This window comes from Streptomyces shenzhenensis (genome assembly GCF_021462265.1).
Lineage (GTDB): Bacteria > Actinomycetota > Actinomycetes > Streptomycetales > Streptomycetaceae > Streptomyces > Streptomyces shenzhenensis.
In genome coordinates this window covers 1-13,664 of sequence record NZ_JAJONF010000091.1, presented here as the reverse complement: position 1 = coordinate 13,664, position 13,664 = coordinate 1, and the positions used below count along the sequence as shown (strand labels likewise).

Here is a 13,664-nt window from a genome sequence, read left to right as displayed (position 1 = left end):
TTGACCGGCAGCGACGAGTTTCCGAACGGCACAGGTCCTCCTGACGCCGACCCGGCGGTGATCTGCGGCTACAAGGCGGCCCGGAACCGGCCCCTGACCCGCGGCCAGAAGCTGTCCAACAAGGCACTGGCCGCGGTGCGGGCCCCGGTCGAGCACGGCTTCGCCCACCTGAAGAACTGGAGGGTCCTGGGCAAGGTCCGCACCGACCCGAAGTGGGCGACCACGCTGGTCAGGGCCCTGCTGGTCCTGACGAACCGTGAAATAACCCGCTGACCGATGATCTACACCGAAGTTCCGCCCGCGACCAGCACGAGCCTCCCGAGCCTCACGCACGCCAGCCCCGTGACCTGCGACTTCACGATGCATAGTGCTCATTGGGCTGCCACCGATGTTCCGCCAGGAACTACGGCTACCCCGCCAACCTCTCACCCGTGGGAGCTGCGGGAGGACCGAGCCGACGAGCGATAGCCCCCGGGTGTCTGACCGACCAGCTCGGTGAAGGCGTCGATGAAGCTGCTGGGGTTCGACCAGCCCAGCCGGATCGCCGTGTGGGTGACCGAGGCGCCGTCGCTGAGCTCGATCAGCGCCCGTTGGATGCGCAGCAGGGTGCGCCACTGGCGGAAGCTCATCGACAGCTCGCTGCCGAACAGTCGGCTCAGGGTGCGTTCGCTGGCGCCGGTGCGGTGGCCCAGCTCGGCCAGAGTCGCCGGGCTTGCTGGGTTCACGTGAAGCAGGTCGGTGACCGCCTTGAGACGCCGGTCGCTCGGCTCCGGGAGGCGCAGCGGCTCCTGTGCGGCGCGGGCGAGCTCGGCGAGTACGACGTCGATCAGCAGCCGCGCACGGGGGCTCTCCAGCGGCTCGCCCTCGCTCATCAGCGCCAGATAGGCCTCGCGCAGCAACGCGCTCGCCACGAAGACCGACGGCTCGGCCGGCAGCTGTCCGGTCAGCGTCACGGGCAGCGACAGCACCCGGATGTCCGTCTCGCCGTACGCCTTGCTGCTGTGCACCGCGAAGGGCGGCACCCACATGATCCGACTGGCCGGCGCCACCCAGGTGCCCACCTGGGTCGCTGTGACCAGGGCCCCACGCGCGGCGTAGCGGAGCTGGCCGTGGTCGTGGAAGTGCGCGGCCACGTCGGCGCCGTGGGCCAGCGCCGCCGACAACGGCGCATCGTCGGTGCAGAAGCTCGGCTCGCCGCTGGGGTCGGACACGCGATCGAGGCTACCCGACACTGGCGGGTTATCGGGAGAACCTGGCGCGATGCCGGTGGTGAGCCTGGCGCCGCAGACGCATCGTGGAGACATGTCACAACAGATCAAGCTCGAGGACGCCGCGCCCGCGTCGTCCTCCCCCCACCGCCGAGGTCAACACCGGACTCGTGCTCACCTCGCTCACGCCCTGAGTGAAGGGCGGCAGCGATGAGCACACAGACGACCGGCACGATCGCAGTCTTCGGCGCGACGGGGCGACAGGGCGGGGCGGTGGTCGACGCGCTGCTGGCCCGCAAGGCCCCGGTGCGGGCCCTGGTCCGCAACCCGCAATCCGACCGGGCTCAGGCGCTGGCCGCCCGCGGCGTCGAGCTGGCGGCCATCCGGACCGACGACCCGGCGTCGTTGGCCGCCGCGCTGACGGGGGTCGAGGCGTTCTACTTCATGACCCCGGAGGCGAACAACCTCGAAGAGGTCGAGACGGAGATCCGCATCGGCACCGCGCTCGTCGACGCGGCGGTCGCGGCACGCGTCCCGCACGTCGTGTTCAACTCGGTCTTCGGCGCGGACCGGGAGCGGGGTGTGCCGCACCACGACTCGAAGCAGGCGATCGAGGAGCACCTGAGGAAGTCCGGCCTCAGGGCCGCGATGGTTCGCCCGGCCCCCTTCATGGAGGAGATGGCACCGAGCCTGGAGCACGGAGAGATCGTGCTGAGGCTGCCGCTGCCGGAGGACGTCGCCCTGAGGATGATCTCGGTCAGGGACGTCGGCCGGGTCGCCGCCGCGCTCCTGCTCGACACCGCGGAGGCACCCGGCGGAGCCGTCGAGCTCGTCGGCGACGAGCTGACGGGCCCTCAGATCGCCGCGGCGTTCGGCGCGCGCGCCGGGCTCCCGGCACGTTACGAGGCCCTCCCGTTGAGCGTGCTTCCCAGCGACCTCGACAGGGCGATGTTCCGCCAGTTCGCGAAGGCGGCGGAACACCCGTCGGATCTTGCGGTGGTGCGGGCGATCGAGCCGGCCACCCTCGACCTGGCCGAGTGGATCCGATCCACCGGCTGGACCGCGCCCACAAACATGGCTGGTTCCTGAGCCTCCGAGCCGGAACCAGTCGAAGTGCCGGTACGGCCGCCACCGGTCCCGGCCAAGTTGATCTTTCACCTAGAGCGACGAGCACTGGAGCAGGACATGAAGGCGATCACCTACACCGAGTTCGGCGGCCCGGAAGTCGTCCGCCTCGAAGAGGTCGACGAGCCGCACGCCGGACCCGGGCAGGTGCGGCTGAAGGTCGTGGCGGCAGGGGTCAACCCGCTCGACTCCAAGATCCGCAACGGGTGGAGGCCGCAAATAGCCCCGCCGTTCCCGGTGATCCCCGGTGTGGAGGCGGCCGGCGTCATCGACGAGGTCGGCGAAGGCGTGACCGGCGTCGCGGTGGGTGACGAGGTCCTGGGCTGGACCGTCACCGGCGCGTACGCCGAGCACGCGCTGGCCGTCGACTTCGGCCCGAAGCCCGCGGACCTCGACTGGGACCTCGCCGCGGCACTGCCCGTCGCCGTCGAGACCTCGGTCCGCGTGCTCGACGCCCTCGGCGTCGGGAAAGGCGACACCCTCCTGCTGCACGGAGCCGCGGGTGTGGCCGGCGCCGTCGGTGTGCAGCTCGCGGTCGCCCGCGGCGCCACGGTCATCGGCACCGCCTCCCCCGGCAACCACGACTACCTGCGCTCGCTGGGCGCGATCCCGGTCGCCTACGGCGCCGGCCTCGCCGACCGGGTCCGCGAGGCCGCGCCGCAGGGCATCGACGCCGTGTACGACGCCGCGGGGGCGGGCGACCTGGAGGTGTCGATCGACCTGCGCGGCGGCACCGACCGGCTCATCACCATCGCCGACCCGAAGGCCGCCGAGCTGGGTGTCACCTTCTCCGGCCCCGGCGACCTGTTCGGTTCCCGCCTCGGCGAGTACGCCCGCCTCGCAGCCGACGGCAAGCTCACGGTGCGCATCGCGCAGAGCCTTCCGCTGGAGGACGCCGCGAAGGCGCAGGAGCTGAGCGCGAGCGGTCACGCCGCCGGGAAGCTCGTCCTACGGCCGTAGCTCAGCTCCCGGCCGGCTGGGGAGGCACGACGGCAGCGCGTCACGGTCCTGGCGAACCCGGCCAGCTCGTCCGCCTCCACCAGTCCTGCCTGCCGCAGGTGGCTGAGACCGCGGGCGAGCAGCAGTTCCGCCTGCTGCTCGCACCACGTCCGCCCGTCCCCGGCCCCGGCCGCCGCGGCCACGAGGCGAAGGCCGCGGCAGCCGTCCACCAAGTCGTCGTGCAGCGCCGGCACGTCGTCCACGTGCTTGCGGGCCAAGCCGATGTCGTCGCCGAACCGCCGCAGGTGATCCGCCTGGTTCCTGCTCGCACCCGCGGCCAGCGCGCCGAGCTCGCACGCCGCCGCCGTCAGCGCGCTGTGCTTCGCCGCCGCGACCCCGAGGTACCCCGCCAGGTCCACGTCGTCCCGTTCGGCCATCCCGGGACCCAGGTCTCGTCGAAGTACACCTCGGCGGTTCGGCGGATCTGCGCAAGCCGTTTCGGCGGGGGTCGGGCGCGGGCTGCGTCTCCAGGGAGCCGAACAGCAGCCGCAGCGGCAGCGGGTGCGGACCTGATCCGCTGTGCCACGCAGCACCGCGCAGCCGGACTCCTCGCCAGCTGCGGCAGCCGCGGCGATCAGCGACGACTTGCCGATGCCAGGCTCCCCCTCGACAAGGAACACGCCGCCGATGCCGGCCAGCAGTTGCGCGGTGGCATCCTGCAGCACGGCCAGTTCGGCCTCGCGGCCAACGAAGTGGGCCGGAGGTCGTACAGGCACGGTCGAGCTCTCTGCCGCATCGGCGACATCCGAGGGCCCATGACTGCCATCACGTGCGCTTGTCGTCATTCGAAAGAAGATGTCCCGCCGTGCAACAAGGTGTCTTGAATCGGTCGGAAGTGAGAGGCTACTGCCCTGGCTGCCGCCTGCCATCGGGCGCAAGGTAAATACCTGCAAATATGAGATGTCGGCCATCAGCAGGGTTCCCGGGAGGGCGTAGAGCAGCGCATGCCGACGACCGCGACGGGGCCCGTGCCGGCCGGTCTGTGACGCCGCCGCTGTCATCTGACAGATGTCTTGCGGCCTCGGGGCACCGACGGAATTCGCTGATCAGCGGGTACGCGAGGGTGAGCGGAGGTCGTTTTCCGCGCTCCCGTAGATCGTTTCCCACTGCCCTGGCCGTCCCGTCATCTGCTCAGGGCTCGGTCGATGTCGTACTCCGAGTACGGAACGAATCGTGGCGCCCTTCACAGACTGCATCTTCCGGCGGCGAGTGCCGTGATCGCGCACTCGGCGGCGTGCCGCGCCGCGAGCGCGGAGGGGAGCGGCCCGCAGCTGTGGGAGGCGCGCCCGGTCGGTCCGTTCGTGATCTGCCACTGCCAGGCGGTGCGTGCGGCTGGGGGTGAGGGGTGGTGCCAGACGGGCTGTGCGGCGGAGGGTGCGTTCTCCGCCTGCTGGACCACCACGCCGTGGACCACCCCGCCGATCACGGCCGAGGCCCGCCATCCGTCGTGGTCGGCGGTCCAATCCAGGGGTGTCGGGGTGGACTCCGACACTTCCAGGAGGACGTCGGCGAGGTCGGCCAGAGTCCGGTACAGGGCGGCACGAACGGCGTCGGTGTGGTGACGGCCCCACCGGCACGGGGTCCGTTCGGCGAGTTCGTCCACGATGGCCTGCGCGGCGAGTTCGTCGAGAGAGTCGGGCAGCGCGAGGCGTTCCCGCACCAGGGTCGCGCCAGCGCCCCATGCGAGGTCGTCGCGGGTCATGGCGGTGTCGCGGGCCAGCGTCCACAGGTCGGCGGGGCCCAGGTCGTCGACCGTGTGCTGGATGCAGCGGGCGGCTCCGTCGGCCGCAGGCGGCACGTCGGCGTTCAGGAGGCCGGCGCGTACCTCGGTGGCCGCGCTCATATCGCCCGGTTGCAGCACGCCCGGCGGCAGCAAGGCCGCTGCGTGGAGCACGTGCTCGTGGACGCGCCGTGCCGGATGAGCTCCTGAGGGCGGCGAAGGGCGTCCTGACAGGGAGCAGAGGGCGTCCAGCAGGCCCGCCGGTACAACTCGCAGGTTGATGCACGCCTTCGATAGACGGCCATCCATCCTGTCCTCCCCCTTTCCGCTCTCTGGGATGGCTGGCCGGTCCGGCACGGTCTCTCTGCGAACCGCGCCGGACCGGCCTTGTACTGTCGCTGTGTCAGTCGTCCAGCACGGCCAGGGCGTCGATCTCCACGAGGAGTCCCGGCGGGAGCTGCATGTAGACGGTGGTGCGGGCGGGGAAGGGCTCGCCGACGGCTGCCGCGTACGCCTCGTTCAGCTCGGGCAGGTGGGCGGGATCAGTCAGGTAGACGCGGAGCATCACGACGTCTTCCAGGCCCGCGCCGGCCGCCTTGAGGACGGCGGTGACGTTGCGCAGGACCTGTGCGGTCTGCTCGGCGACCGTCGTGCCGACAACCTCGCCGGTGGTCGGGTCGAACGGAAGCTGTCCGGATACCTGCAGGACGGGGCCCTTGCGGATGCCCTGGGACAGCGGGGCCGGGAGAGAGGGGGCGTGCTCGGTGGTGATGACGGTTCTGGTCACGGTGTTCCTTGAAGCGGAGGCGGTCCTTGGGGGGGGCAGGCGAAACCCGTGCGGGCGTCAGCTCCAGGCCTGTCGTTCCTGGCTGCGGGGGTCGTCGACCTGGGTCCACTCGGCGTCGATGTGCATCGTGGCCCTGCGGTCGGTGTCGTAGGGGTCCCAGCCGGGTTCGCCGGTGGCGGCGAACCGGATCCAGGTCTCGTGCATGCGGTCCGCGAGATCCGCCGGGGGCTTGTCGGGACCGAGCAGGGCGGCGGGGCCGTTCAGCTCAGGCCGGTCCGCGAGGTCGAAGACGAAGGGCAGCTCGACCGCGTGGGTGGCGCCGAGCTCCCCGTCCAGGGCCTGGGAACGCCAGGCGAACTCGTACGCGTAGGTGACGGACTTCGGATGGGCGGCATGGGCGCCGGCCAGAGCGCGGGTACCCGCGCCGAACAGAGCGTCGGCCATGATGGCCGAGCGCAGTTCCGCGAAGGAGCCCTCGGGGCGTGACTTGCGGTAGGTCTCGACGAGCCGCGCCGGATCCGGGTGCGAGCGCGCCGCCGCGTCGTCGACGTCGGCTGCGGTCGAGGTGGCGTACTTGCCCACCGGGACCAGGTAGAGGTTGCCCTCTTCAGTGTTGGTGCCGATGAGCAGGTCGACGTCGGCGGCGAGGCCGGCGGCGACGGCTTCGGCGGGCTGGGTGTCCAGGACCAGGCTGAACGGGCTGAGGCCGATCAGCGGGTCGTGGTGGGTGGCGGTCTGCAGGTCGATGCCCGCGAGCTTGGAAGCTGCCTCGACCAGACGCTCGTCGGAGATCTCCGCGAACGCGTCCACGTGCGGCTCGACGCCCAGTACCTCGGCGGCCGCGGCGGTGACGCGGGCGGCCTGCTCGGTGCTGAACGCGCCCAGTCCGCTGCCGCTCTGCACGATCGCCCGGCGGAACAGACCCGTGGCCTCCGCGGTGGCGAGGACGCCGCCGACGACGGTGGCCCCGGCCGACTGGCCGAAGAGCGTGACGTTGTCCGGGGCACCGGCGAACGCGGCGATGTTCTCCCTCACCCAGCTCAGCGCGGCGACGACGTCGAGCAGACCGCGGTTGGCGGGGGCGCCGGGCAGGTCCAGGAACCCGGCGATGCCGAGCCGGTAATTGAGCGTGACGAGGACGACGCCGTCGCGGGCGAAGGCGGAACCGTCGTACATCGCGGACCGCGTCGATCCGGCGACGAAGCCGCCGCCGTGTACGAACACCATGACCGGCAGGTCGCCCTGCGCGACGGCGGGCGTCCAGACGTTGACGGTGAGGTAGTCCTCGCCCCGGCTCCAGCCGGTGCCGAAGTAGGGGGCCATGTCGATGCTGCCGAGCTTGCGCTCGGACTGCGGCGCGTTGGGTCCGGGGACGGTGGCGTCCCGTACGCCGTCCCACGGCTCGTGCGGCTCGGGCGGCGCGAACCGGCCGGCGCCCAGGGGCGGGGCGGCATAGGGGATGTTCAGGAAGGCGGCGGTGCCGTCCTCCTGGCGTAGACCGCGCACGGCTCCCTGCGCGGTGGTCACGACGGGTTCGGAGTGGTGGTTCATCTCTGGTGCCTTTCCGCGGGCTTCAGCCCTGCTCGGTGTACGGGGCGAAGGGCGCCCAGCCCTTCACGGCGAAGGTGCTTCCCTCGCGTACGACTTCGGTGGCGCCGTGCCCGCCCAGGTGCGCCGGGATTACGAGCGCGTTGTTGTCGGCGGCCCAGCCCAGCACCTTGCGGCGGGTGGCACGGGCTTCGGCGGGGTTCTCGCAGAAGCAGCTGTTGGCGTCCGGCTCCAGGATCTGCACCGGGCTGTGCAGCATGTCGCCGACGAACACCGCACGGTCCGTGCCGGAGGTGAGAGTCAGCACGGAGGAGCCGGGGGTGTGCCCGGGAGCGGCGTCCAGGCGCAGGTTCGCGTCGATCTGGTGGCTGTTCTCCCACAGCTGCGTCAGGCCGGCCTGGTGCACCGGTGCCACGCTGTCCTCGAAGACGTTCTGGTTGCCGCGGCCGAGCAGCGGCTGATGGCCGTTCTCCGGGTTCCAGAAGTCAAAGTCGTCCTTCGGCATCAGGTAGGCGGCGTTGGGGAACGTCGGCACCCACTGCCGCCCGTCCAGGTAGGTGTTCCAGCCGACGTGGTCGATGTGGAGATGCGTGTTGATCACGATGTCCACGTCCTCCGGCTGGACACCGGCCCGGGCGAGGTTGGCCAGGAAGTCCGTTTCGAGGCGGTTCCAGACCGGGGCGTAGGGACGGTCCTTGTGGTTGCCCACGCCGGTGTCGACCAGGATCGTCCTGCCCTCGCTGCGCAGCAGCCAGGTCTGGATCGCCGAATTGACAATGTTGGTCTCGGAATCCAGGAAATGCGGGACAAGCCAGTCGGAACCGTTCTCCCAGACTTCCTTGGAGCTTTCCGGGAAGAAGGTGTCGGGCGTCATTTCGACGGAACCGTAGTACTCCCACACCCGGGTGATGGAGACATTGCCGAGGGTGATCTGTTCCATGGTATTTCCTTGGAAATTCGGGGGATTTACTCAACCGTACGAGCGGCCCCGGTGGGTGCGGTATCCGTCACGTGACTGCACCTGTGCGTACACCTCTGAGCAGGGGCTTTCCCCTTGCAGGCCGATGAAAGGCGGCTCCTGTTCCGTGTTCCATTCCTGGATGCCTCTCCTCAACGGGCACACGGCCACCTTGCTGCGGTCACGAGGCCGAAGTCGGGTCCGTATCGGGCCGCTTGCCGGTCGTGTCGTGCGCGGCGGCCGTCCGGGTTTTCACGTCGGCGGTTTCGACGGCCTGCCGATCAGCGAAAAGCAAGGATGTCCGACCGCCAAGTAGTGGGTTCTGCCGGGGTGCCAGCTAACGGTCGCCGGGCCTCCTCACCGCTGTCACCTTGCCTTTGCGCAGGGTCAGGACTCGTTCGGACTCGGCGGCCAGGGCCTGGTTGTGGGTGACGACGATGACGCACTTGATTCTGTTCGTGCGCCAGCTCTTTGAAGATCTTCACGATGTCCTCGGCCGTCTCCTCGTCGAGGTTTCCGGTCGGTTCGTCCTCGAAGAGGATGCCGACGTCGCAGGCGAGCGCGCGGATGATGGCCATGCGCTGCTGCTGGCCGCCGAACAGCTTCATGACGTTGCGGTGGGCCATATCGCGGTCGAGACCGACCTTGGCCAGCAGTTTGCGGCTCCCAGCGGCCGGCCCGGCGCCGGTGATCTCCATGGGTGGTGACGTTCTGCAGTGCCGTCATGTAGGTCAGCAGGTTGTACTGCTGGAAAATCGTCGCGGCGTGCTTGTTGCGGTAGCGGTTCAGGCCCAGGGCGGACAGGGCCTGTCTGTCGAAGCGGATGGTGCCGTTGGTGGGGCTGTCCATGCCGCTGGCCAGGCTGAGCAGGGTGGTCTTGCCGCTACAGGAAGGGCCGAGGATCGTGTAGAAGGTGCCCCGCTCGAAGTCGAGGTCGATCTGCCGCAGGAACGGTGGTCATGCGGCGCTGCTCCTGGTAGGTGTGGCTGACGCCGGAAAGGGCAAGGACAGGGGGCTTCGGGGTGGTCACGGTCACTCTCACCGGCACCTGAACACCGCTACCTAAGGGCTGTCCCGCAATGATCAAGAAGCCCGTGCTCGCGGACAGGCGAGCCGTAAGAGGAGACCGTGCGCCGCACGGAGCCGGTAGGAGGTTCGTTCGCTGAGCCCGGGAAAACCGTTGGACCCGTTGGCGGTGGCGCGTCATAGGGTTCGGGGCGCGGAGACGCGGTCGGCGGAGAAGGAACGGTGGATGGCGGGACTGTACGAGATCTGGCAGCGGGCGGAGGTGTCGCGCCGACTCGACGTGTTGTCGGGCTTCATCGCGATGTGCGTGGCGGGGGACGAGGACGCGCGACGTCGTCTCGCTCAGCTGGTTGCCGGCGCGGACGCGGCCCTCTCCGCCTCGCCCCCGGATTTGATGGTCGCCTCGGACCACCTGGACGAACTCGTCTGGTGGGCTGACACGGAGTGGGCCGATCACCCCTATCGTCCCGTGGAAGCCCAGCCGGACGAGGCCGACCGGCAGACGCGTGACTACGCCAAGGATCTCCGGCACGTCGCACTCCCCGTCCGCGTCCGCGACGAGATGGGCCGCATCGAACTCAGTCTCGAAGTACGGTTTCTGGCCCTGTGCCGCCAACCGGGATTGGACTGCCGGACCCGACAGGACATCTTCTACGTCGCCGGGCGTGCCGCGATGGCCCTCGATCTCGGGCACTTGGAAGCGGCAGAGCGCGAGATCCGGCGCATGGAACAGGCGGGTTCCGTGGAGCCACGGCAGAGCCGCTGCGGCTGAGTTGCGGCTTTCCGAGGTCCACAGGTGTGGAACGATCTCTTCACGTGTCTGGTGTGATCACGGCGTCGGAACCGCATTGGATAGCCCCGTTCAGCGGGCTGCAACCGCGAGACTTCCACAGGTTGATTGCTAGGTTGCGCCGAGAAGGTGCTGAGCTGACTCGACGGGGACGTCCCTGGTCACTGCCGTTGGAAGACCGGGTGCTGCTGGTCACCGCGTACTGGCGCACCAACCTGACACTGCGCCAACTTGCCCCGCTATTCGGCATCTCCAAGTCGGCTGCCGACCGCATCATCGACCACGTTGGGCCGTTGCTGGCGCTCAAGCAGCGCCAACGCTTCCGCGCCGGCACCGTGCTCATCGTCGACGGCACGCTCGTGCCCACCCGCGACCACGGCGCCGCCGAGCAGTCCAAGAACTACAGGTACTCCACCAACCACCAAGTGGTCATCGACGCAGACTCACGGTGATCGTTGTGGTCGGACGGCCGGTGCCTGGGAACCGCAACGACTGCAAGGCGTGGGAGCTGTCCGGCGCGAGGGCCTCCGTCGGCCGTACAACCGTGATCGCAGACGGCGGTCACCGGGGAACTGGCCTGGTCATCCCACACCGCCGGGAGCCAGGCCAGGCCGAACTCCCGGCCTGGAAAGAGGAACACAACACTTCCCATCGCAAGGTCTGGGCCCGAGTCGAGCACGTCTTCGCCCGCATGAAGTGCTGGAAGATTCTTCGGGACTGCCGTCTGAAAGGCGATGGTGTCCACCACGCCATGCTCGGCATCGCACGCCTGCACAGCCTGGCCCTCCTAGAGGCAAGCCTGGGAGACGTCATGCGGCAGCTCAAAGATCATTTACGGGACAAGGCTTACTGACTTCGGCTTGTCAGGGTGAACTCGCTCGGAGTGCCTGATGGGGCCGGTACGGTGGCTGTATCCGTGGTGCGTGAGGTATGCGGATGGGGGTGGGCTGACCCCTGCAGGACGTCAGCGCCGGGAGACCGTGCGGATGCAGGCGGCTGAGCTGTTCGAGCAGAAGATCAAGCCGTCGGAGGTGGCACGGCGCCTGCGGGTGAGCCCGAAGTCGGCTTACCAGTGGCACCAGTTGTGGCGGGACGGCGGCGTGCAGGCGCTGGCATCACGTGGCCCGAGCGGGTCGCGATGCCGTCTGTCCCCGCACTGTCTGGAGAAGCTGGCCGTGTACCTCGATGAGGGACCGGCCGCGCACGGCTGGGTGGAGGACCAGGTGTGGACGGCTGCCCGCGTGGCCACGCTGATCGGCAGGAAGTTCCACGTCTCATACAGCGTCTCGGGCGCCACACGGCTGATGCACCGGCTCGGCTTCAGCCCGCAGGTGCCCATACGGAGGGTCGCCGGACGCGACGAGCAGGCCGTCACCGTCTGGAAGGAGGCGACCTGGGCGGAGGTAAAAGAGCCCGGGCGGCCTGCGGGGGCTACATCTGCTTCGAGGACGAAGCCGGGTTCACCCGCCGGCCGCCCCGGGGACGCACCTGGGGCCGGCGCGGCCGTACCCCGGTCGTGACCGTCAGCGGGCGACGCTCGGGACGCTTGTCGGTGGCCGGACTGATCGCGATGCGGCCCGGCTCTCGCACCCGGCTGTGCCACCGCCTGCGCACCCACCGGCCGGGCAAGGGCAAGCGTCGCAGCATGGGAGAGCGGGACTTCATCGCGCTGATCGACAGCGTCCATCAACTCCTCAAGGCACCGATCGTCCTGGTCTGGGACCGGCTGAACACCCATGTCTCTCACGCCATGCGTGAGCTGGTCGCCGAACGCGAGTGGCTGACTGTGTTCTTGCTGCCCGCGTATTCGCCCGATCTCAACCCGGTCGAGTGGGTGTGGGCGCACGTCAAGCGCAGCCTGGCCAACCTCGCCGTCGTCGCCCTGGACCGGCTCGAAGCAGTCGTACGCAACCGCCTCAAACACCTTCAGTATCGGCCTGCAACCCTCGACGGCTTCATAGCCGGCACCGGCCTGACCCTCGACGGCCCAGCCTCACCCTGACAAGCCGAAGTCAGTCATAGCCCGGATCACCCTCCAGGAAGACGAGCGGAACAGCCCGCTCGGCGAGGACCTCCAGTCCGTGTCGAACCAGGGCCGAGCCGATACCCCGCTTATGGAGCTCGGGCATCACGGCCAAAGGACTGAGGACTTGCACGTCAACCAGCCGGCGAGGCGCATCGAGAAGACTGCGGGTGAACATGACATGCCCGACGACCTGCCTGTCATGCTCGGCGACCAGCGAGAGACCGTCCTGGGGTGTGATGGTGTCCCGCAGGGTATCGACCAGGTCGGCCACGACAAGGCCATGGTCACCGAACGCCTGCAGGTGAACATCCCGCACGGCCTGCCTGTCGCTCGGAAGTTCTTCGCGAAGATCCATGCCCGGAGGGTAAAGGCCCCTCCGGGCGGCTCGCACACGGTTTTGGAACCGGTAGGACACCCGACCAGTGACCGCTCAGTTGCACACCGGACCAGTATCCGAACCGAACGCTCGCTCCCGATGGGGCTCCTTGAATTCGGCCACACTATGATCCAACCCACCTCAGAGTTGCTCCGCTTGATTCCCCAGCCAGATCCGCGCTGACCTGCGGCCTGTGGGCGTACGGAATGTGCATGGTTGGTAGAGAAAGCATCCCGTCTGGGGGGCGCCGTCCGTTGCGGGATGTCAACACAGTGCCCGGTCCTACGTGGCTGGTGCCGCCAGGCGGAAGCCCACGCCGATCGCTTCGAGATCCGGCTCGTAGGCGCCGTGCCGACGGGCGCACCGGGCCAGATCCCGGTCGTGGCAGAAGGCGCCGCCTCGGGTGATGTGCCGGTCGAAGGCCCAGTGCTCGGTGCTCGGCACCTCAGCGGGCGCGCCGGGGTAGGGGGCGTAGAGGGTGGAGGTCCATTCGTCGGCGTTACCCGCCATGTCCAGCACCCCGAACGGGCTGGCGCCTTCGGGGAAAGAACCGACCGGCATCGTGGTACCGATACCGAGATCCACCAGATTGGCCAGGCCGGTGCGGTACTCCTCGCCCCAAGGGAACTCCCGGCCATCGTCTCCCCGCGCGGCGCGCTCCCACTCGTCCTCCGTGGGCAGCCGCACGCCGAGGTCGAGCCGGTCCCCGAGCCACCGGCAGTAAGCCGTCGCCGCCTCCCAGGTGATCCCGGTGACCGGGTGGGTCGCCAGCGTCCCTGAGGCGGACCACCCGGTGGCCGCCGCGAACAGTGCCCACTGGCCGACCGTGACCGGTGTCCGGGCGATCCGGAAGACCGGGACATGGATCTCCGCGCGCGGGGCTTCCTTCATGTACCACTCCACTGGGACCCCGGTGTCGGCGTAGCGGCGGGCCACCGCCGCCATCTCGTCAACCGGCGTTCCCCGACGCAGCAACCCGGCAGGGATGTCAACCCAGTTCACCTGCTCCACCCGCATGGCCCCTCCTCGGCTCGCTGACGGTTGCGTCCAGGGAAGTGGTGTACGGGTTCGACCTGATCCGGGGGTTTGCTCCGGCATAAG

General features: G+C 69.3%; 14 protein-coding genes and 3 pseudogenes. 6 read left to right on the top strand and 11 right to left on the bottom strand.

Features of this window, described 5'->3' with window-relative positions; all coding sequences use genetic code 11:
• The coding region (locus tag LQ326_RS45895) for a transposase family protein (RefSeq protein ID WP_308402172.1) at positions 1-273 on the top strand (273 nt) is incomplete at its 5' end.
• A 152-nt stretch (positions 274-425) separates the two neighbouring features.
• On the opposite strand, the gene LQ326_RS45890 is transcribed toward LQ326_RS45895, so the two are convergent.
• Positions 426-1,211: an AraC family transcriptional regulator gene (locus LQ326_RS45890; protein ID WP_234545160.1), complete on the bottom strand. Its 786-nt coding sequence runs from the start codon at positions 1,209-1,211 to the stop codon at positions 426-428.
• 207 nt (positions 1,212-1,418) lie between these two features.
• Between LQ326_RS45890 and LQ326_RS45885 the strand changes: the two genes are divergently transcribed.
• Both LQ326_RS45885 and LQ326_RS45880 read left to right on the top strand, forming a co-directional pair.
• Complete coding sequence (locus tag LQ326_RS45885) at positions 1,419-2,297, top strand: NmrA/HSCARG family protein (RefSeq protein WP_234545159.1); 879 nt, start codon at positions 1,419-1,421, stop codon at positions 2,295-2,297.
• Positions 2,298-2,393: 96 nt separating this feature from the next.
• Positions 2,394-3,293, top strand: coding sequence for an NADP-dependent oxidoreductase (locus LQ326_RS45880; RefSeq protein ID WP_234545158.1), 900 nt, complete (start codon positions 2,394-2,396; stop codon positions 3,291-3,293).
• Here the strand turns inward: LQ326_RS45880 and LQ326_RS45875 are convergent.
• The 8 genes and pseudogenes from LQ326_RS45875 to LQ326_RS48155 all read right to left on the bottom strand — a co-directional run.
• A complete protein-coding gene (locus tag LQ326_RS45875; protein WP_234545157.1) occupies positions 3,260-3,709 on the bottom strand; it encodes a polyprenyl synthetase family protein in 450 nt (149 codons plus the stop codon). The genes LQ326_RS45880 and LQ326_RS45875 overlap by 34 nt on opposite strands.
• 135 nt (positions 3,710-3,844) lie before the next feature.
• Positions 3,845-4,117, bottom strand: a pseudogene (locus LQ326_RS49035) (AAA family ATPase); the annotation flags it as partial.
• A 398-nt stretch (positions 4,118-4,515) separates the two neighbouring features.
• Positions 4,516-5,175, bottom strand: coding sequence for a hypothetical protein (locus LQ326_RS45870; protein WP_234545156.1), 660 nt, complete (start codon positions 5,173-5,175; stop codon positions 4,516-4,518).
• A gap of 280 nt (positions 5,176-5,455) precedes the next feature.
• Complete coding sequence (locus LQ326_RS45865) at positions 5,456-5,839, bottom strand: RidA family protein (protein ID WP_234545155.1); 384 nt, start codon at positions 5,837-5,839, stop codon at positions 5,456-5,458.
• Between the two features lie 57 nt (positions 5,840-5,896).
• Positions 5,897-7,390 (bottom strand): carboxylesterase/lipase family protein, encoded by a 1,494-nt coding sequence (locus LQ326_RS45860; protein WP_234545154.1) that lies wholly within the window; start codon positions 7,388-7,390, stop codon positions 5,897-5,899.
• Positions 7,391-7,412: 22 nt separating this feature from the next.
• Positions 7,413-8,327 (bottom strand): MBL fold metallo-hydrolase, encoded by a 915-nt coding sequence (locus LQ326_RS45855; protein WP_234545153.1) that lies wholly within the window; start codon positions 8,325-8,327, stop codon positions 7,413-7,415.
• A 299-nt stretch (positions 8,328-8,626) separates the two neighbouring features.
• On the bottom strand, positions 8,627-9,043 hold the full coding sequence (locus tag LQ326_RS45850) for an ATP-binding cassette domain-containing protein (protein ID WP_234545152.1): 417 nt from the start codon (positions 9,041-9,043) through the stop codon (positions 8,627-8,629).
• A 34-nt stretch (positions 9,044-9,077) separates the two neighbouring features.
• A pseudogene (locus tag LQ326_RS48155) lies at positions 9,078-9,248 on the bottom strand (ATP-binding cassette domain-containing protein); the annotation flags it as partial.
• Between the two features lie 349 nt (positions 9,249-9,597).
• Here LQ326_RS48155 and LQ326_RS45845 point away from each other — a divergent pair.
• The 3 genes and pseudogenes from LQ326_RS45845 to LQ326_RS49205 all read left to right on the top strand — a co-directional run bounded on the left by LQ326_RS45845 (position 9,598) and on the right by LQ326_RS49205 (position 12,163).
• Entirely contained in the window at positions 9,598-10,143 is a 546-nt protein-coding gene (locus LQ326_RS45845) for a hypothetical protein (protein ID WP_234545151.1), read from the top strand.
• A 44-nt stretch (positions 10,144-10,187) separates the two neighbouring features.
• Positions 10,188-11,014: pseudogene (locus LQ326_RS45840) on the top strand (transposase).
• 70 nt (positions 11,015-11,084) lie between these two features.
• A protein-coding gene (locus LQ326_RS49205; RefSeq protein WP_434056969.1) for an IS630 family transposase occupies positions 11,085-12,163 on the top strand; the annotation gives its coding sequence in 2 pieces (ribosomal slippage) (positions 11,085-11,586 and positions 11,586-12,163; 1,080 coding nt in all).
• Between the two features lie 10 nt (positions 12,164-12,173).
• Here the strand turns inward: LQ326_RS49205 and LQ326_RS45825 are convergent.
• Complete coding sequence (locus tag LQ326_RS45825) at positions 12,174-12,542, bottom strand: GNAT family N-acetyltransferase (RefSeq protein WP_234545149.1); 369 nt, start codon at positions 12,540-12,542, stop codon at positions 12,174-12,176.
• Positions 12,543-12,845: 303 nt separating this feature from the next.
• Positions 12,846-13,580 (bottom strand): formylglycine-generating enzyme family protein, encoded by a 735-nt coding sequence (locus tag LQ326_RS45820; RefSeq protein WP_234545148.1) that lies wholly within the window; start codon positions 13,578-13,580, stop codon positions 12,846-12,848.
• Positions 13,581-13,664: the final 84 nt, after the last annotated feature.